The organism is Bradyrhizobium sp. WSM1417 (assembly GCF_000515415.1).
In the GTDB taxonomy this organism is placed as follows: Bacteria; Pseudomonadota; Alphaproteobacteria; order Rhizobiales; family Xanthobacteraceae; genus Bradyrhizobium.
The window spans coordinates 7,662,411-7,679,521 of the sequence record NZ_KI911783.1; the positions used below are offsets into that span (position 1 = coordinate 7,662,411).

General features: G+C 62.1%; 17 protein-coding genes and 1 pseudogene. 8 read left to right on the forward strand and 10 right to left on the reverse strand.

Going from position 1 to position 17,111, the window contains the following annotated elements; translation table 11 throughout:
• Nucleotides 1-9: 9 nt before the first annotated feature.
• Nucleotides 10-774, forward strand: a complete 765-nt coding sequence (locus BRA1417_RS0137500) for a response regulator (protein WP_051448454.1) — start codon at nucleotides 10-12, stop codon at nucleotides 772-774.
• Nucleotides 775-1,015: 241 nt separating this feature from the next.
• Here the strand turns inward: BRA1417_RS0137500 and BRA1417_RS44570 are convergent, their stop codons facing one another.
• From BRA1417_RS44570 to BRA1417_RS0137525, 4 genes and pseudogenes are all read right to left on the reverse strand, one after another.
• A complete protein-coding gene (locus BRA1417_RS44570) occupies nucleotides 1,016-1,207 on the reverse strand; it encodes a hypothetical protein (RefSeq protein WP_156949100.1) in 192 nt (63 codons plus the stop codon).
• Nucleotides 1,208-1,464: 257 nt separating this feature from the next.
• Entirely contained in the window at nucleotides 1,465-1,989 is a 525-nt protein-coding gene (locus BRA1417_RS44575) for a hypothetical protein (RefSeq protein WP_156949101.1), read from the reverse strand.
• A gap of 454 nt (nucleotides 1,990-2,443) precedes the next feature.
• Nucleotides 2,444-3,104: pseudogene (locus BRA1417_RS43485) on the reverse strand (phytochelatin synthase family protein).
• A 1,004-nt stretch (nucleotides 3,105-4,108) separates the two neighbouring features.
• Nucleotides 4,109-5,440 carry an integrase arm-type DNA-binding domain-containing protein gene (locus BRA1417_RS0137525; RefSeq protein WP_027520192.1) on the reverse strand — a complete coding sequence of 444 codons (1,332 nt, stop codon included), beginning with the start codon at nucleotides 5,438-5,440 and terminating at the stop codon, nucleotides 4,109-4,111.
• Nucleotides 5,441-5,985: 545 nt separating this feature from the next.
• On the opposite strand from BRA1417_RS0137525, the gene BRA1417_RS0137530 reads away from it, so the two are divergent.
• The gene (locus BRA1417_RS0137530; protein ID WP_027520193.1) at nucleotides 5,986-6,258 is read left to right on the forward strand and encodes an AbrB/MazE/SpoVT family DNA-binding domain-containing protein; all 273 of its coding nucleotides are present in this window, start codon (nucleotides 5,986-5,988) and stop codon (nucleotides 6,256-6,258) included.
• Nucleotides 6,245-6,634: a type II toxin-antitoxin system VapC family toxin gene (locus tag BRA1417_RS0137535; RefSeq protein WP_027520194.1), complete on the forward strand. Its 390-nt coding sequence runs from the start codon at nucleotides 6,245-6,247 to the stop codon at nucleotides 6,632-6,634. Before BRA1417_RS0137530 ends, BRA1417_RS0137535 begins: the two co-directional genes overlap by 14 nt.
• Before the next feature lie 136 nt (nucleotides 6,635-6,770).
• On the opposite strand, the gene BRA1417_RS0137540 is transcribed toward BRA1417_RS0137535, so the two are convergent.
• From BRA1417_RS0137540 to BRA1417_RS0137555, 4 genes are all read right to left on the reverse strand, one after another.
• Nucleotides 6,771-7,448, reverse strand: coding sequence for a hypothetical protein (locus BRA1417_RS0137540; protein WP_027520195.1), 678 nt, complete (start codon nucleotides 7,446-7,448; stop codon nucleotides 6,771-6,773).
• Nucleotides 7,449-7,502: 54 nt separating this feature from the next.
• On the reverse strand, nucleotides 7,503-7,985 hold the full coding sequence (gene greA / locus BRA1417_RS0137545; RefSeq protein WP_027520196.1) for a transcription elongation factor GreA: 483 nt from the start codon (nucleotides 7,983-7,985) through the stop codon (nucleotides 7,503-7,505).
• Between the two features lie 91 nt (nucleotides 7,986-8,076).
• Nucleotides 8,077-8,589: a hypothetical protein gene (locus tag BRA1417_RS0137550; protein WP_027520197.1), complete on the reverse strand. Its 513-nt coding sequence runs from the start codon at nucleotides 8,587-8,589 to the stop codon at nucleotides 8,077-8,079.
• 150 nt (nucleotides 8,590-8,739) lie between these two features.
• Entirely contained in the window at nucleotides 8,740-9,078 is a 339-nt protein-coding gene (locus BRA1417_RS0137555) for a hypothetical protein (RefSeq protein ID WP_027520198.1), read from the reverse strand.
• 255 nt (nucleotides 9,079-9,333) lie between these two features.
• Between BRA1417_RS0137555 and BRA1417_RS0137560 the strand changes: the two genes are divergently transcribed.
• The 4 genes from BRA1417_RS0137560 (at nucleotide 9,334) to BRA1417_RS0137580 (ending at nucleotide 13,881) form a co-directional block, all read left to right on the forward strand.
• On the forward strand, nucleotides 9,334-9,567 hold the full coding sequence (locus BRA1417_RS0137560; protein WP_027520199.1) for a DUF3551 domain-containing protein: 234 nt from the start codon (nucleotides 9,334-9,336) through the stop codon (nucleotides 9,565-9,567).
• Between the two features lie 325 nt (nucleotides 9,568-9,892).
• On the forward strand, nucleotides 9,893-11,428 hold the full coding sequence (locus tag BRA1417_RS0137565; RefSeq protein ID WP_027520200.1) for a heme peroxidase family protein: 1,536 nt from the start codon (nucleotides 9,893-9,895) through the stop codon (nucleotides 11,426-11,428).
• 262 nt (nucleotides 11,429-11,690) lie between these two features.
• The gene (locus BRA1417_RS0137575) at nucleotides 11,691-13,292 is read left to right on the forward strand and encodes a hypothetical protein (protein WP_027520201.1); all 1,602 of its coding nucleotides are present in this window, start codon (nucleotides 11,691-11,693) and stop codon (nucleotides 13,290-13,292) included.
• Between the two features lie 22 nt (nucleotides 13,293-13,314).
• Nucleotides 13,315-13,881 carry a hypothetical protein gene (locus BRA1417_RS0137580; protein WP_027520202.1) on the forward strand — a complete coding sequence of 189 codons (567 nt, stop codon included), beginning with the start codon at nucleotides 13,315-13,317 and terminating at the stop codon, nucleotides 13,879-13,881.
• A gap of 44 nt (nucleotides 13,882-13,925) precedes the next feature.
• Here the strand turns inward: BRA1417_RS0137580 and BRA1417_RS0137585 are convergent, their stop codons facing one another.
• Together BRA1417_RS0137585 and BRA1417_RS0137590 are read right to left on the reverse strand one after the other, a co-directional pair.
• Nucleotides 13,926-14,444 (reverse strand): hypothetical protein, encoded by a 519-nt coding sequence (locus tag BRA1417_RS0137585; protein ID WP_027520203.1) that lies wholly within the window; start codon nucleotides 14,442-14,444, stop codon nucleotides 13,926-13,928.
• 243 nt (nucleotides 14,445-14,687) lie between these two features.
• The gene (locus BRA1417_RS0137590) at nucleotides 14,688-16,235 is read right to left on the reverse strand and encodes an acetolactate synthase large subunit (protein ID WP_027520204.1); all 1,548 of its coding nucleotides are present in this window, start codon (nucleotides 16,233-16,235) and stop codon (nucleotides 14,688-14,690) included.
• A 257-nt stretch (nucleotides 16,236-16,492) separates the two neighbouring features.
• Here BRA1417_RS0137590 and BRA1417_RS0137595 point away from each other — a divergent pair, with 257 nt between their 5' ends.
• On the forward strand, nucleotides 16,493-17,071 hold the full coding sequence (locus tag BRA1417_RS0137595; protein WP_027520205.1) for a L,D-transpeptidase: 579 nt from the start codon (nucleotides 16,493-16,495) through the stop codon (nucleotides 17,069-17,071).
• Nucleotides 17,072-17,111: the final 40 nt, after the last annotated feature.

Genomic DNA, 17,111 nt, shown 5'->3' on the forward strand with positions numbered 1-17,111 from the left:
TTGAGCGTGATGGGCGGTTCATCGTCGACGGACGCAGGCCTTCGCGGAAACGTTGAGCGTCAGGTGTGCGTTCTCGTCGTAGAGGACGACCCTGCCTTACAGCGCATGATCCTAAACTATTTCGGAGAGAACAACATCCGTACCCTGCTGGCGTCCAATCGCCAGGAGATGGTCGACCGGCTCGGCGATACCGAGGTTAACCTGGTGATCCTCGATCTTCGGCTCGGGCTCGAGGACGGTCTCGACCTGTTGCGAGAGGTCCGGCTTGGCTCCGACGTACCGGTCATCATCATAACCGGTCACCGCCGCGATGACATCGACCGCGTGGTCGGATTGGAGCTCGGTGCCGACGACTACCTGACGAAACCATTCAACCTGCGCGAGTTGCTTGCGCGTGTCCGCGCGATACTGCGACGGTTCGATGCCGGAAGAGCCGCTCCGGCTCGTGCCCCCGAGCGGGGACGCTTTCGATTTTCCGGCTGGCAGCTCGACCGCAGGATCCGACAGTTGACTGACCCGGCCGGCACCCCCGTCGCTTTGACGAAGGGGGAGTATGCGATGCTGCTTGCATTTCTCGAAGCGCCACAACGTCCGCTTAGCCGCGAGCAACTGCTGCAGGCGACCCGCGTTCACGAAGATGTCTTCGATCGCAGCATTGACGTGCAGATTCTTCGATTGCGGCGCAAGCTCGAGCGTGATCCTAGTGCCCCGCGTGTGATACAGACCGAGCGCGGCGTCGGATATGTGTTCGCCGTCCCAGTGGACCGCATTTAATCGGGACAGACGGCGAAATGTGGCGGAGCTGCGCATTCACGGCCCAGCCATTAGCCCTAGCGCGGTGCGACTTCGATTTCTCGAGGCAATGGCCGTGCCGTCTGCTGGCCCGAAGTGCATCACTCGGAGATATCCCTGACCTTGATGTGTTCTTGGCGATCAGTCGCGGGCGCGGCTCGGCGACGCGCGCTCCTGCTGAACAAGGACGTGCGCGTGGGGGAAACCGTGCTGATGAGCTGAATTACGGTGCCAACATTCTTGAGCGCGTCACGAACCATTCCCAGGCGCGTGCGAACCAATGGAGGCTGAGCAGCTTGGGCTTTACGATCAGGAATAGCCGGTGAACAAAAGCCAAGCTCAACGCATAGGCCAGCACGATCATTACCGTACCAGTCACCCAGTGGTCCTCTCCGACGAGAGCCACGCCCAACATTTTGGCGGGCTCCACCGTGCACACAGGTACGGCTAAGACGGCGAGTGACTGGTAAGGTCCAAGCTTCTCGATCCTTCGCCTGATCCGGCTGCCCCTCACGCTCGTTACTCCGTCTCCCGGGGACAAAACCGCAACCCCGATGGAGGAACTCGCCTCAATCAACAAAGGTCCCGCCGATCACGGGTTTCTCTGCGCTGGCGTTCACCAGCGAGCCGCCGGTGCCGCAGTCGTGTGATGCTGGAAGCCCAACGCATCGGTTAATCCCGATATCGGCAGAACTCGTCGCCGTTTTCATACTCGATGCAGGTTTTGACGCGAGGATAAGGCCGCATTTCTCCATGATACCGGCCTTCATACCGTCCCTCGCCGCGGCCCGGCGAAGCGTATCCAGAACCGCGGTCAATATCATCATCCTCGCGACGCCAGTTTTGGCCGATCGTTCGGTGGTCCTCGTCTTGGTCCATCATACGGCCCATCTGCCGATGCATCTGACGCATGCGATCCATATCCATGCGGTCATCGCCGCGACTTTGCCGGGTGGTCCAATCTCGATTGATGCGGGTGTCCTCAGCGCTCTGGCGGTCGCGATCCCGTGCCTGTTCTGACTGTTGCGGTGTACGGTCTGGTTGAACGGGGGTCTTTTGCGCTTGGACTTTGTCCGGCTGTTGCGGCGCTACTTCCGGCCGAGCTTGGGGAGAAGTTTGGTTAGCATCAGGCGCTGTTTGCTGAGCAGAGGCAGCAACGGGCATGAAACTAGAGACTACAAGCAGGATGGCAGCCATATCTGATCGACGCATGATCTCACCTCGCAGTTTGCTCTCTAACCTCGTGAGGCGGTTTTCGTTCTTATGAAGCCGCGGCTTTCTGAAACGTCAGGGATGATGACGCTCACGTCACGGGTCCTCCTCAGCACAACGGATTCAAGATCCTTCAACTTACATGGACCAAACCGAGGGCCATTCGGGCCAGGCGCACCGTCCGGTGTCGCTGGTAAACCGATCCGAAAGTGTACTTGCTTCGACTGCCGCCTTCGCCCATCTCGGCCCTCCCGACGGGCGGAGCGTCGGCTGGGATCTGTCCGCGCCTTCAACAAAGCGTCCCATCCGTATCCCCCATCAGGAAACGGAGGAATCGTAGCCGACTCGTGGCTTTTCACACAGCCAGGTTCAAAAGCGGCGGTCGCAAAGTTTGGCGACAAGGTCAGGTATGGGCCCACAGGCGAGATGCAGTGTGGCATCACTCTACCAACAGCAGGCCGCGCTTCTTATCGCCGTCGAACGTATTTACAGCGTCGAACAGCCGCTTCCGCTCGATCAGCCATGGCTGAAAGTTGAAGCTGACATCGAGCACGAAGACGACGTCCTCGGCTTCGAAATAGCCCCCAATTGGGGAATGATGTCCGCCACCTGAACGAAAAATTCGAGTACGATCGAAATTGACGATGTAGCGTGGCCCGGATCATTGGACCGACGGAGATGCTCTAGAAACTGGTTCTCACTGAGATCGCGTAGGACCCTGACTTTTCGGCTCGTGTTGGCCCCGGGCGACTTTGGCCAGCTCATCGAGCGTGAGACCCATGATGCATACGCCTGTCCATCAGCTCCATGTACCGGCCATCACCTGGCCCTCCGTCCTTGCCGCCTCGCCAAGCGACCGGTACGCATTCGCAACAGCTGCAGGTCCGCAGCGAGAGCCATTTGACTGCAGTTAACGTGTCTTTGAGATGTAGCTGACACGGGCAGGTGCCACGCACGCTCCATAAGCTCCGGAGTACGCGTTACCGATGTCGCTATGGCGTCTGACGGCCGTGCGATTGACCGACCACCACGGCCCCGGCAAAAACCAGACCCATGGCGATAACCATGCTGCCGATACTGACGTAGCGCCATCGCTTCATGGGTCATACCTGACTGACAATGACGACATTGGCCTGCACTTTATTTTCAAGCTAACTCGAGGGCGGGAGATTTCACGTAAGCGTCCCTTGGAGGGCAACGGCTCTCGATGACGGCAGTCAGCCTGTCCCGTTGAGGGCCAATAAGCGAGGCGAGAAAGAAGCCGCCGAGACGAAGAGCTTCGCTGGCACGCAGTGGGACCACCGGACGAGATTAAAATCAGGACCTGTCGTGCGCGTACTTCTCCAAAAGCAGCCGGTTATATTCATCTCTCACGGCTCTTCGCGAAATATGCCCTTTTCGGTCTTTGGCAATCTTCAGAAGATCAGGATCTGTGGGTGCCCGCGATTTCCGCCCAAATCTCGCAAAGAGTCTGGTAGCAGGCGCCGACCCCCTTCCAAACAGCCGGTCAAACCATCGCATTGTGTCCTCCCGGACAGACCGCCCTTACAACAGTATCACCATGGATTTGGGGGTCAAAAGGACAGCACTGCTGCATCTTTTGAAAAGCTTGCCACCATACCGCAGCAAAAGGCTTGAGCAATGCCGAGTATCGGTCGCTGTTACACCGCGCAGGTTTCCGGCTGGTGCGGATTGTGCCGGTTATGGACGCGCAAGCTTCGGGCTGTTCGAAGCCGCTCCCCTCGATCGAGCATCCGAACCTATAATTATCAGTCGAACGCGCGACAGAGTCCGCTTGAAGATCTTGCACGCCCGGCGCGGGTCCGATCGAAAGGCCCGACCATCTCAGATCGGAGCTTTTGTCCGTCTGGTGATAGTGGCAGCTGGCTCACCGCTCGGTTGTCAAAACGGACCAACAGCGTCGACTAGCAGATTGTTGAAACGTACGCCGCTGACGTGCGATCGCGAGTCATTGCCTGCCGACAACAGCACGGGAGCAGTGGCGGCGCAATCCGAACCATCCGCTGAAATGGCGATATATCGATGGCAGCCGCTCTATCGTGTTGATGCACTGTTGACTGTCTGGCCAAGTGCAATGGAGCTACTAAGGCGCCTCAGCCGCAAAATGCTCACGGAGACGCCCGAGGAGCTCGGCCTTGATCGGGTCAAGCGGATTCGTCCGCTGCAGACGCACGATTTTGCCGACCCGTTTCGCACCGACCAACTCGGCAATGTAGTCGTGAGCCGCTTCGAACGCCATCTTGCGGATGATCCACTGTTCGTCATGATTGTAGACCTGATCGATTCCGCTTGGCTTTTGCCCAACACACAGCCGCTGGATTTCGTTGTCGTAGCCACAGCGTGACATGATGGTGCGCAAGCTGCGCCTCAAGTCATGCATGGTGAACTTGGCGACGCTCGCTTCCTTGACCAGGCGGTTGACCATCTTGGTAAAGCCGGACATCTGGCCGCCCGTCTTTGGCGACGGGAAGACATAGTCGGAGGTTGCCCGCTGGAAATGCTTCGCGGCCGTGAGCATCTCGTCAACCAGGTGAGTGCGCGGCACATCGTGGTGTAGCCCCATCTTGGTCCACGCTGCATCGAAAGTAATACGGTCATCCATGATATGCTTTCGCCATTCGATCATCGTAGGCTCACTGCGCCGCGGGCCACCGAGCAGGCACATCCGTGCCAGGAGACCGAAAGCCCCGAGCTTGCCGGTTGCATCCCAGACCTTGATGATTTCCTCATCACTCAGCGCGCGACCCTTCGTTCGGCGTCCGACCCTTTGCGCCCGGGTTTCCTTGGGCGCGCGATAGCCGGCGAGCACGTTGTGCTCGACATAACCTTCGCCGACGCACCATTCGAGGAAGGTATGCACGTGCTTGCGCAAGTCCTTGGCTGCGCCGCGCTTACCGGTCTTGGCAATCTTGTCGACCGCAGCCATGATCTGCCGTCGTGTCAGGTCCCCCACGCCGCTCTCGGCGTGATCCTTGAGCCCGCGCCGCAACGCCGACATTGCTGGCTTCCAGTTGACCACTTGACGTTCGGTCAAGGACGTCTGGTAGGGACCAGCTTCAGCAATGAGGGTTGCGAGCGTGGTGCTCTGCTTCTCGGCTGCCTGTTGCCGCCTCGCCGCGCGCTTCGCGTCATTCGGGTCCAAGCCCTTGACGACCTCGCCTGCGGCGATGGTGGCGGCCTTGCGCGCGGCCTTCTCATTATATTTGGGCCAAGCGCCGAGAGTCTTGCGCTGGGTCCCCCTCACCCCGGGTTTGGTGAAGAGGTAGACCCAGGTCCGGCCACCGGTGGCGCGCATCCGCAAAGCGAGGCCGGGCAGCTTGTCGTCATGGAGATAATGCTGCGCCTTGCCCGGCGGCAGCACTGCATTGCGGATCACCGCATCGGTGAGTGTCAGCTGGTTGGCTGGCTCCGTCATCATTCCTCCCTCTCTCTGCCCCGGTGTGCCCCGCAACAACGGCGGTCACCCCTCGAACAGAACCGGACCTCAGACCTCCCCCGTTTTTGTGCCCGAAGGGAAAATCCTCGGCGGGCACAACGGGGGCATACAAAATGTAGTAAGGCCACCTATGGCCACACAGGGCCGTAACCAACGTCAATTAACGAGCTTTTTACATCTCAACTATGGCTGGATTTGGTTAGCTGGGGTCTACCGATTGTGGTTCACACGGGAGAGGTCCAAGGTTCGATCCCTTGTGCGCCCACCATCCACCTTCCTGAACCCTGCTGATTGCGGACCCACTGTCGACGCCTGTCGCGACCGTCTCAATCAAAAACGTCGAAAACAACCCCATGCACAGTAGCGGACCCGAGCGAAATCAAGGGGTTACTCTTTTCCGAATATTTCCGATTCTTCGGGTACCACCGGCGTGACATGGTCAACCGCGGCGAGTGAAAGCTACCCCGCCCTTGCCTGAAGGCGGAGACCGATTTATCTTACTTTGGTCTTACCAAGGAGACCGCATGGCTTCCGACAAGCTGACAACGACCGTCTCGACCAAGGGCCAGGTCGTCCTGCCGAAAGCCATCCGCGATGAGCGCCGCTGGCGTGCGGGCACGCAGCTCACGATCGAGAGCACGCCGGACGGAGTGCTTCTCAAACCGGCCTCGCTGTTCCCGCCCGCCAAGACCGCGGATGTCTTCGGCTCGCTACCCTATCGGGGCAAGCCAAAGAGCGTGGAAGAGATGGAAGCGAGTATCGCCGCAGAGGCGCGACGACGTCATGCTCGCGATTGATACCAATCTCGTTGTTCGCTACCTCACGGGCGATCATCCCCAGCAATCGAAGAAAGCCAAGGCGGTCATCGACGGAGAGGAAGTCTTCGTCAGCACGACGGTGATGCTGGAAACCGAATGGGTCTTGCGCAGCGCTTATGGTTTTGACGCCAAACGCGTGTGCAAGGCGCTTCGCGGTTTCGGTGGGCTTGCAAACGTCGTGTTCGAGGATGCCGGGCTGGTCGCGTTTGCTCTGGATCGAATGGACGACGGTATGGATTTCGCCGATGCGCTTCATCTTGGGCGGGCCGCTTCCTGCGATGCGTTCCTGACATTCGATCAGCGCTTCGTCAGATCAGCAAAGGCGATCGGCTTGGCGAAGGTCCGTTTGCCGTAACCGCGCTTGCTCTGCGCGAAGGCGCGTCACCACGCGATACGCGGCGGTGGGATACGCCTTTTCCGAATCAACTTGCGCCGTCGGGCAAAACACCGGCATGATGGCATCGTCGCGGGCGCTGAAGTCTGATGGCGGGTCAAGCGGCCCGCGCCGGCCGCCAGGCCGCGTACAGACCGACGAGCGTCCCGATAGCGACCAGCGCTGCCGCCAGCAGCAGCTGCAATTCCCCGTCGTCGGTGGTGCCTACGGACGATACGAGTCTGCTCACGACGACGAACAGAACGCCCACGGAGGCTGCTGCACCCACCGCGAGATAGGCAAGCTCGCGCGTCAGGTTGCGGCCGAGAAGTCCGAGTGCCGTGAAATACATCGCGCAGGCGTTGGGATGAACGAACAGGGCAATGCGCGCGTAAGGACCGTAGGCGTCGAGCAGGGTCTCACAGCGGTTCAGTGCCGCCTTTGAGGCGACCCGCTGCAACAGCGGTCGGAAAAAACGAGCCTGCCCGTAACTCAGAACGGCGCCCAGGATGATGGCCAGCCACGCCACGATGAAAACGGAGATGTCCGCGGGCTTCGGATTGAGCGCCACGGACATCAGGATAAGAGCGGTTCCGGGGAAATAGCCAAAATACGGGAAGACCGCCTCCAGCAGCACGCAGACGAATATGAAGGCCGGAAACCACGCCGAACCGGTCGCATCCTGGACGATGGCGTTCAGGTCGAAGAGGTTTGTCCTGTACAGGACGAGGTACATGCCCATGGCCAACCCGGCCAGCGCGTAAAACGGCAATGCTCCCGACAGAAACCGCCTCATCCAGCTAGCGCGCCTTGTTGCGCGGACACAGCGGAAACCATCGACAAACGCCCCCTACCCAATCGACAAAATCTCGATCTCCTGCGCACCCGATCCCACGACATCCCCGACCGCCTTCCCCATCAACGACTTTGCCACCGGCGCCACGAACGAGATCGAGCCGGCCTTGGGGTCGGCTTCGTCCTCGCCGACGATGCGATAGGTTTGCACGCGGCCATCGGCGCGGCTGAAGGTCACCGTGCTACCGAAGGCGACGATATCGGTCGAGGCCGGGGCGGGAATGACCTGCGCCGTGCGCAGCCGTTCGGTAAGATAGCGGGCGTCACGCAAGGGCACCGCCGATTGCCGGCGCTTTTCGTTGACGTCCTCGATGGCTTGCGCGGCTTCATAGGCCTCGCGCGCGTCCTGAAGCTGCCTTTGCAAGGCCTGCAAGCCTGCTTCCGTCACGAGGTTCGGATGCGGCGAGATCGGCCGATCCGGCAACAGCGTCTCGGCGGCGGTTTCCGCGCTCTCTTCTTTGGTAAAGGCAACGCTCAAGTCGAAAATCCTGTCGAACTGTTCGGGCTCAAGGCCCGCGCCTTCGCGCCGCGAGGACTCGCGGCGGGCAAAAGCTGGCGATCGTCCCGGATCATATCTCAAGTTCGACGAAACGGCGCAGCTTGAAGACGATGTCCGGCATGGCCTGGCGGAACCGCGTAGCATCCCGGAATGTGGTCGAGAACGGCGCGAAGGTGATCATCGCGTTCCAGTGCCTGTAACCATAAACCGTCACGGAGGCGCCGGTCGCCGGAAAATTCTCGAGCTTGCGCAGTTCACCCAGGACGAGATCGGCGATCGCTTCAGCAGGCAGCAATTGCTTGCCATCAGGCGTCGTGGCGATCTTCGCCGGTGGCTCGACCGGCTTCGCGGCAGCCGGCGTCGCATCGGGCGCGTCCTCGGAATTGTTCTCCGAGTTGTTCTCGAGCTTGGCCGGCGGCGTATCGGGGGCGGGCTCGACCAGCTCAAACCCGTTCGTCGGCGCGGTCGGCGGCGGAACCTCGATGAGTGGCGGCGGCGCGACACTTTCTGCGGCGCGCTTGTTACCTCCCAGGATGCTGCTGATCATGGCCAGAAGGCCAGCATCCCTCACGTCGTCACTCATAACTCCCCCCAGGCTTCAGCCTACTCTAGCACCGCTCGCGTGGACCGCCACTGGGGATGTATGGCCGGATTCCGCCCGGCCAAGGTCCTATATTCACGCGATGGCGCCGGCGGCGCGACGAGCGATCACGCCGCGCCGCCCTGCGATCCGTCACTGCTTATCGAACGGAACGTATTGCTGGTACTGCTTGGGCACCGAGCTGCGGTAGCGCGCGGGCACCGTGCCGCTGTCGACCGAGTGGTCGATCTCCTGCTGCCGCGTCATCTTCTTCTTCGCCGGCTTCTTCGACGCACTCTTCTTGGAGTCGGTCGGCTGGCTGGAAGCGTCGTTGGTTGCGCCCGGCGCGGTCGTCGTCGCTGCCGGCGCGGCATTTGTCGTCGCAGGCGCCGCGGTTCCGGCGGCGGCTGGTGCGCCCTGCGCCAACGCGAGCGGTGTCTGCATGAGAAGCGCCAGCGCTGCTGTCGCAGCCAGCAAGTATGATTTCTGCATTAGAACCTCCAAAAGACCTGATCCGAATAAGGCAAGCGTAGTTCTCCGGGATCGACGCGTGCAAGTCCGCTCACGATAGGCCGGAACCCCGTCGTGAACTGTGGCCGAGATCACATTGCCGACGGCAGGCTGCGTCATGATGTGCCTTGTCGCGAACGCAAGGCATTCCGGCGACACCAATACAGGCATGACTGCGCAAACAGACGAGCCAGGCTCGCTGACATTCCTACCCACTCGCTCTCGAAGGAGACTGACATGCGTCGCACCATCCTCACTCTCGCATCGCTCGCGGCCCTGATGGCCGTAGCATCCCCGGCCGCCCAGGCACATCCTGCGAATGATCGATATTGCATCCAGGGCCGCTCGTGGGGTTACCCCGGCAACTGCCAGTTCGCCAGCTATCAGCAGTGCCTCGCCACCGCGTCCGGCACGTCGTCCTATTGCGGCATCAACCCGCGCTACGCGTTCTCGCAGCAGCGCGACTACTGACGAATTGGCGGCGTGCGCGCATGACGCGCGCGCCGCCACAATTTTTGCGTGAAGCCGATCCATTTCGCCGACGCCTCGGCGAATTGAAACCGTGCGAAGCCGCATCGGTCCGTCGATGACGAGAATGTTATCCGTCATCGCCACGAAGAAATTCACGATGCGCAGCCGTGGCTTGCGGGAAAGCCGCACCTACCGAAAATTTCGATGCCGGGCAATTGTGATCCATCTCGCTCGTGGCAGGCGTGATCGCGCCTAGGCTGCAAATCCCAGCGCGAGAAACTTGAGCCCGAACTGTTTCATCCCGACTTTTCAGGAAGGTGTTTCAATGAGCAGCCGCCACGCAATTGTTCCGCGCGGTCTGAACGCAACGCGTTCGCCGCTTTCGCAAGGCCGCTTCGGCCGCATGTTCCGCAAGCTCGCACCGGCCAAATTCGGCCCGAACGATTCCGACACGATCGCAAACCTGTCGGCGCTCGCCGACAAGATGATCGCCGGCTTCGACGGGCCGAAGGACGGGCCGGACGCGGAAGAGAGCGGCATTCCCTCGCTCTACACATATTTCGGCCAGTTCATCGACCACGACATCACCTTCGATCCGGTCAGTTCGCTGACCAAGCAGCAGGATCCCGACGGGCTCGTCGACTTCCGCACGCCGTCGCTAGACATGGACAATCTCTACGGCCGCGGTCCGAACGACCAGCCTTACATGTATGACGGCATCAAGTTCCGGCTCGGCGAGAAGGTCACCGGCGCCGGCGTGGCCGACGCCGTCGATTTGCCGCGCTTCAAGGGCCGCGCGCTGATCGGCGATCCCCGCAACGACGAGAACAGCATCGTCTCGCAATTCCAGGCCTTGATGCTGCGCTTTCACAACCGCATGGTCGACGACAATGACAGCCTGTCGTTCGAAGACGTGCAGCAGCGCGTTCGATTCCACTATCAGTATGTGGTGCTGAACGACTTCCTGCCGCGCATCGTCCACGCCAGTGTGCTGGACGAGCTGAAGACCGCAGGTCACTACGACCGCAGCAAGCTCGCTTACTACCATTGGAAGACCTATCCGTTCATGCCGGTCGAGTTCTCGGTCGCGGCCTACCGGCTCGGGCACTCCATGATCCGCCCCGGCTACCGGTTGAACGACGCGCCCAACATGCTGCTGCAGATCTTCCCCGATCCCAACAATCCCGACCACAACGCACTGACCGGCTTCCGTGCCATGGGACCGGGACGCGCCATGGACTGGGGCCGCTTCATCGATCTCGATACGCGCCCCTATGGCGTCGAGGACGACGACACCAATCCCGACAACAAGAGACGGCTGCAGTTCGCCTATCGCATCGATGCCTCGCTGGTGGACCCACTGCGCAAGCTGCCGCCGGAAGTCGCCTCCAATCCGGCGTCGCTGGCGCTGCGCAATCTCGAGCGCAGCTGGCGGCTCGGGCTGCCGTCGGGCCAGGCCGTCGCCAAGGCGATGAACCTGTCGCCGCTGAGCGACGACGAGATCATCATCGGCAAGGCCGTCGACGAGCCCGGCGCGGGCGATCCGCAAGTCAAGATCGCGAGCATCGCGAACGGCGTGTTCGCCGACAACTGCCCGCTGTGGGCCTACATCCTCGCCGAGGCGCGGCAAAACATGACGGACATGGCAATCTCCGCCACCGGGGGGCCCGCCACCGTCAAGACACCGCAGCTCGGACCGGTCGGCGGTCGCATCGTGGCCGAGGTCTTCCTCGGCATGATGTTCGGAGATAATTCCTCCGTACTGTCGCTCGACCCGCAATGGACGCCGGTGACCGGCTCCGGCTTCGCGCTGAAGGACCTCGTCGCCTACGCGCTCGGCCAGGGCGATCCGCTGCATTGAGCGGGTGAGGGACGATGATGCAAGGCCGCTCGTCGTGCGAGCGGCCTTGTGCCCACTCGCCTCGACGCGCGGGCGGATGGATCCTGGCAGGCGTGCTTCCCTAACGCAAATCTGTCCGCTTCCTGTTGACTCGCATGTCGAATGGAGAAATCCTTTAGCAACGCAATTGCCATTGCCAATCTCAGCAGTACCAACTTCGGCGCCCTCGGTTTTGTCGGCGCCATCTGACCAGATTTATTCTGAACAGAAAACGGAGGGGCCGATGCGCGCGCTCGCCTTGAGAACCATTTCTCTTCTCGCCCTCGCTACCCTAGGCTCGATTTCCGGCACGCCTGCCGCACGCGCGGAGGACGGGGCCGATGAGCAATTTGGCAAGGTGCACTTCCAGACGTCCTGCAACGAGGTGGCGCAGCGCCGCTTTGATCGCGGGATGCGTTATCAGCACTCGTTCTGGTACCGGCCCGCAAAGGAAATTTTCGAGGAGACGTTGCAGGCCGATCCGGAATGCGCGATCGCCTATTGGGGCATTGCCCTGAGCCTGCTGTACAATCCGCATTTTGCCGCGCCGAAGGAAAACCTCACCGGAGGTCTCGCCGCGCTGCAGAAGGCCAAGGCACTCGGCGCCAAGAGCGAACGCGAACGTGACTATATCGACGCGCTACTGGCCTTCTATTCGGGCGACGAAAAGACGACGTTTGGCCAGCGCGCGCAGTCCTATCTCAAGGCAACCGAAGCCGTCGCCGCGCGCTATCCCGATGATGACGAGGCGCAGATCGCCTACGCCATCACGCTGAATGTCACGGCGTCACCAAACGACAAGTCCTATGCCAACCAGCTCAAGGGCGCCGCTATCCTGGAGCCGATCTTCAAGCGCCAGCCGCGGCATCCCGGCGTCGCGCATTACCTGATCCATCTCTATGATTATCCGGCGATCGCAGGGCAAGGACTCGACGCTGCCAAGCGCTATTCCGAGATCGCGCCGGCGGCACCGCACGCCTTGCATATGCCGTCGCACATCTTCACGCGCGTCGGCTACTGGAACGAATCCATTGACGCTAATAGCCGTTCCGCCAAGGCTGCCAAGGAGGGCAAAGACCCCAGCGAGCAGCTGCATGCCGACGACTATATGGTCTACGCGCTGCTCCAGCTTGCGCAGGACAGCCGAGCCAGCGACGTCATCGCGGACATGATTGCGACCACTGGCTATGCGCCGGCTGTTCGCGCAGGTCCCTACGCGATCGCGGCCAGCCAGGCGCGCTATATGGTCGAGCGCGGTGATTGGCAGGGTGCTGCCGCGCTGAAGGTCGAGCCGAGCCGGTTTGCCTATGTCGACGCCATCACCTATTTCGCCCGCGCCCTCGGCGCCGCGCGCTCCGGCAATGCAGACGCAGCAACGGCGGACATCGCAAAGCTGGCGGAGTTGCGGGACAAGCTGCAGCAGGACAAGGACGCTTATTGGACCGAAATCGTGGACATTCAGCGGCAGGTCGCGACTGCCTGGCAGCTCAACGCCTTGGGGAAACAGGCGGATGCGTTGGAAGCGATGCGCCTTGCCGCCGATGCCGAAGACAAGACCGAAAAATCCATCGTGACGCCGGGTCCGCTTGCCCCCGCACGCGAGCTTTACGGGACCATGCTGCTCGAACGCGGCATGGCGACGGAGGCATTGGTCGCGTTCGAAAGCACCATGCGCAAGGAGCCGAACCGCTTTGGCGCGACGATCGGCGCCGCTCACGCGGCTGAGAAAGCGGGGGATACTGTGAAGGCCCGCCAGTATTACGCCAAGGTCGTCGAAACGGCGAAAAATGGCGACTCATCTCGGGAAGACCTCGCGGCCGCACGAAAGTTGATGGCTCAGAATTAGCAAAGGTGCCGCGGCAACTTCCATGCGCCTGACAAGCAAATTCGTTGCAATCAGCGCAGCCAGTGCGCTGCTCTGCGCAGCCGCAGCGCTCTGGATATTGCGATCCGGCGAATCGGCACGCGCAACAGCTTCCGCCGGCGAGGTCCGCCCGGTGTGGACGGAAATCGACTGGCCTTTCGGCGCGGATCCCTGGGGGAAAGGGAAGGCGTTTCGCTGCAAGGCCGAGGATTGCGGCGGCGAGGTCCAGCTCTACGTTCGCCCCAAGCTCGGCTTTTGCAATTGCGCCACCGGCGTTGCCGACGACGGCGACCTCGAACAGATGGGCGACCTGGCGCTGATTGGGAGGGCAACGCCGACGGCTGCCGGCCGAGAGATCGTCGTCGGTCCGATGCGCGGCCGCAGCCGGGCATATCGCGTTGAGGGGAACCCGAAGGCCGCGCTCTCACTCGCCTTCAATCAACGCTGCGACATGGTGGCCGCGACGGCTTTGCTCGCACCGGGCGCGACCGCGTCACTGGAGCCGGCGGTGCTGTCATTCCTCAATAGCGACCGCATGCTGAAATGGGCTGAGATCGCGCTTGGGTTATGACTCAAAGCAATAGCTGAATTAAAGCGACAATCTCGGCACGCGCCTTACCGCGCGGCCCTCAGGCCAATCTCCTCCAGCCGCGTCGCGAACCAGCGCGACAGCGGCTGATCGAGCACGCCGCTGACATAGACCTCCGAGATCGTCACGTGGTCCTTGTCCAGCACCAGCAGCACGCCGATCCAGAAGGCGAACCAGACATGCGCGTCGGTCAGCGCCATCAGCTTGTGCTGGTCGTGATCGAGCGCGGTGTGATTGCTCGCCTTGCGGATCTCCACGGTCAGCAAATTGTTCGGGATCTCGCGCTGATGCACGACGACATCAGGATAGATCGACTTGCCCAGGTGATCGTCGGTCGAGATGATGGTGCCGTGCGGCAGATGCAGCGTACGCTCGCCGAGCCGGTCGTAGTTGCAGTCGACCGACCAGCCGGAGAATTGCTTCTCCAGATACACGGCGAAGCGGTGCGTGATGGCACGCTCGCCGATGTCCTTCGCGAACAGGAAGGCTTCGTGGGCGTAGAAGTCCCGGAGCGCCGCGATCACCTTGTTCAGCTCGGTCTGCATTTTGGCCCCGGCCCATTTCAACCTTATGCGTCCCGACCGGTCTCTCGCTCCCTCGCCCCGTTCTTACGGGGAGAGGGTGGGGTGAGGGGCCGTCTCCGCGAGTTTGGTTGGAATGATAGGTCGAACGCGCGCGGCGTGCGAGTCGGATGGTTTTTTGCGTAGGTTAACAGCTTGCCTTGCCCCTCACCCGGATTGCTACGCAATCCGACCTCTCCCCGCAGAAGAGCGGGGAGAGGTTGAACCTTACATCTGGACTTCGATCAGCCGCGGTCCGGGCTCGGCGACGGCCTCGGCCAGCGCCTTGTTGAACTCGTCCGCGTTGGTGACGGCGCGGCCGGGCACGCCCATGCCCTTGGCCAGCGCCACGAAATCCAGCGTCGGCCGGTCGAGGCGAAGCATGTCGTTGGCGCGCTGGCCGGGCTCACCGGCGCCGACATTGTCGAACTCGCCGCGCAGGATCTGGTAGATGCGATTGGCGAACACGATGGTGACGATGTTGAGATTCTCGCGGGCCTGCGTCCACAGCGACTGGATCGTGTACATTGCGCTGCCGTCGCCGACCATGCAGATCACCTTGCGGTCCGGGCAGGCGATCGCAGCGCCGATCGAGAGTGGCGTCGAGAAGCCGATCGAGCCGCCCATGTTCTGGAGCCAGTCGTGCGGCGCGGCTGCCGCCGTCGGCGGGAAGAAGGCGCGCCCGGTGGTGAGGGATTCGTCGACCAGGATCGCATTCTCAGGAATCGCATAGGCGATCGACTGCGCGATCGAGGCGTGGGTCAGTGCGCCGGTCGGCTTGAGCAGCTCGGCCGCGGCCTGCGGCTTGACGTCCTTCGCGCTGGCCTTGACCGCGCCGGCGAGCGCTTCCAGTGCTGCGACCGAATTCTCACCCCAGGAGGTCATGCGATGCACGTCGCAGCCCTCGGGCTTGAGGATGCTCGGCTTGTTCGGATAGGCGAAGAAGGCCACGGGATCGTCGGACTCGACCAGCACGATATGGCGGAACCTCGCCAGCATTTGCAGCGCGTTGTCGATCACGTAATGGATGCGATCGATCGAGAAGCGGCCGCGGCCGCGCGCCATCCTGGGACGGAAGGTCGGGCCCATCACGGTGCAGCCGGTCTTGGCGGCGATACGCTCGGCCAGCGCCAGGCCCTGCTCGCTCAGCGCACTGCCGGTCATCAGCAGCAACGTGCCCTCGCCGTCGCCGTGCAGGATCTTTGCGGCCTGCTCGACCGCCTGCGGCGAATAGCTCGCGCGCTGCTGCTCGGCCGGAACCTCGGCGATGCCGTCCGCTTCGTTCCAGGCGGTGTCGGCGGGCAGGATCAGGGTCGCGATCTGCGGCGGCGCGCTCTTGGCGGCGGCGATCGCCGCGGCACCGTCGGCGGCGACCGATTTGGAGTCCGGCGAGGTCCGGACCCAGGACGACATCGGCCGGGCCAGGCCCTCGATGTCGGAGGTCAGCGGCGCGTTATAGCCGATGTGGTAGACGGCGTGCTGGCCGACGATGTTGACGATGCCGGAATTCGCCTTCTTGGCGTTGTGCAGATTGGCAAGGCCGTTGGCGAGGCCGGGACCGAGATGCAGCAGCGTCGAGGCCGGCGTGCCCTTCATGCGGAAATAACCGTCGGCGGCGCCGGTCACCACGCCTTCGAACAGGCCGAGCACGCAACGCATGCCGGGCACGCGGTCGAGCGCTGCGACAAAATGCATCTCTGAGGTGCCGGGGTTGGAGAAGCAGACGTCGACCCCGCCCTTGACCATCGTCCGCACCAGACTTTCCGCACCGTTCATCCGTCAGCTCCCGCAACCGGCAATGTTCCAACAATCCGTCCGATCAATCATTGTTCGCTCGTCTCGTCAAAGCAATAGCCGGCATCGCCGCCCTGCGATGCGCCCGTTTGGCTAATGCTTTCCGGCAAATTGGCATGGTTGCCGATTTGGTAACGCCATTCATTAAGGATGCCTCCCTCACGGTGCCGTGGCTTGCGGAAAGCTCGCAAATATGGCCTGTGACTTCGGTTGAATCGATTTTTTTGCTGGGGGAAACAATGATCCGGTTTTTTGCCGCGCCGATTGCCGCCATAGCACTGCTGTCGGCGACCGCCGGCGGCGCCTTCGCCGAGGAGTTCGACTCCCGCGACATCATGGGCGGCGGCCCGAATTTCTTCCGCGGCGGCTCGAGCCCGGTTCCCCGCACCACCGTCATTTACAACGGCAATTACGCCCCCGGCACGATCGTGGTGAACACCTCGGAGCGCCGGCTCTATCTGGTGCTCCAGAACGGTCAGGCCCTGCGTTACAGCATCGGCGTCGGCCGCGACGGCTTCCGCTGGGGCGGCGTGCACAGGATCACCGCAAAGAAGGAATGGCCGGACTGGACGCCGCCGTCGCAGATGCTGGCCCGCCGGCCGGACCTGCCGCGTCACATGAAGGGCGGCGTCGAGAATCCGCTCGGCGCGCGCGCGATGTATCTGGGCTCGACGCTCTACCGCATCCACGGCTCCAACGAGCCGGAGACGATCGGCCAGGCGGTATCCTCGGGCTGCTTCCGCATGACCAACGACGACGTCACCGACCTCTACGGCCGCGTCGGCGTCGGCACCACCGTGGTCGTGCTGAACAACTAGCAGGAACCGGCGGGCGCGTGGATATGCGGTCTTGTGCGTC

What these genes read in the sequence shown, in the direction of transcription:
- BRA1417_RS0137595 (WP_027520205.1), top strand. Translation starts at nt 16,493, where the DNA reads ATGATCCGGTTTTTTGCCGCGCCGATTGCCGCCATAGCACTGCTGTCG.
- BRA1417_RS0137590 (WP_027520204.1), bottom strand. Translation starts at nt 16,235, where the DNA reads ATGAACGGTGCGGAAAGTCTGGTGCGGACGATGGTCAAGGGCGGGGTC.
- BRA1417_RS0137580 (WP_027520202.1), top strand. Translation starts at nt 13,315, where the DNA reads ATGCGCCTGACAAGCAAATTCGTTGCAATCAGCGCAGCCAGTGCGCTG.
- BRA1417_RS0137555 (WP_027520198.1), bottom strand. Translation starts at nt 9,078, where the DNA reads ATGCAGAAATCATACTTGCTGGCTGCGACAGCAGCGCTGGCGCTTCTC.
- BRA1417_RS0137585 (WP_027520203.1), bottom strand. Translation starts at nt 14,444, where the DNA reads ATGCAGACCGAGCTGAACAAGGTGATCGCGGCGCTCCGGGACTTCTAC.
- BRA1417_RS0137550 (WP_027520197.1), bottom strand. Translation starts at nt 8,589, where the DNA reads ATGAGTGACGACGTGAGGGATGCTGGCCTTCTGGCCATGATCAGCAGC.
- BRA1417_RS0137535 (WP_027520194.1), top strand. Translation starts at nt 6,245, where the DNA reads ATGCTCGCGATTGATACCAATCTCGTTGTTCGCTACCTCACGGGCGAT.
- BRA1417_RS0137500 (WP_051448454.1), top strand. Translation starts at nt 10, where the DNA reads ATGGGCGGTTCATCGTCGACGGACGCAGGCCTTCGCGGAAACGTTGAG.
- BRA1417_RS0137530 (WP_027520193.1), top strand. Translation starts at nt 5,986, where the DNA reads ATGGCTTCCGACAAGCTGACAACGACCGTCTCGACCAAGGGCCAGGTC.
- BRA1417_RS0137565 (WP_027520200.1), top strand. Translation starts at nt 9,893, where the DNA reads ATGAGCAGCCGCCACGCAATTGTTCCGCGCGGTCTGAACGCAACGCGT.
- BRA1417_RS0137575 (WP_027520201.1), top strand. Translation starts at nt 11,691, where the DNA reads ATGCGCGCGCTCGCCTTGAGAACCATTTCTCTTCTCGCCCTCGCTACC.
- BRA1417_RS44570 (WP_156949100.1), bottom strand. Translation starts at nt 1,207, where the DNA reads ATGTTGGGCGTGGCTCTCGTCGGAGAGGACCACTGGGTGACTGGTACG.
- BRA1417_RS0137540 (WP_027520195.1), bottom strand. Translation starts at nt 7,448, where the DNA reads ATGAGGCGGTTTCTGTCGGGAGCATTGCCGTTTTACGCGCTGGCCGGG.
- BRA1417_RS44575 (WP_156949101.1), bottom strand. Translation starts at nt 1,989, where the DNA reads ATGGCTGCCATCCTGCTTGTAGTCTCTAGTTTCATGCCCGTTGCTGCC.
- BRA1417_RS0137560 (WP_027520199.1), top strand. Translation starts at nt 9,334, where the DNA reads ATGCGTCGCACCATCCTCACTCTCGCATCGCTCGCGGCCCTGATGGCC.
- BRA1417_RS0137525 (WP_027520192.1), bottom strand. Translation starts at nt 5,440, where the DNA reads ATGACGGAGCCAGCCAACCAGCTGACACTCACCGATGCGGTGATCCGC.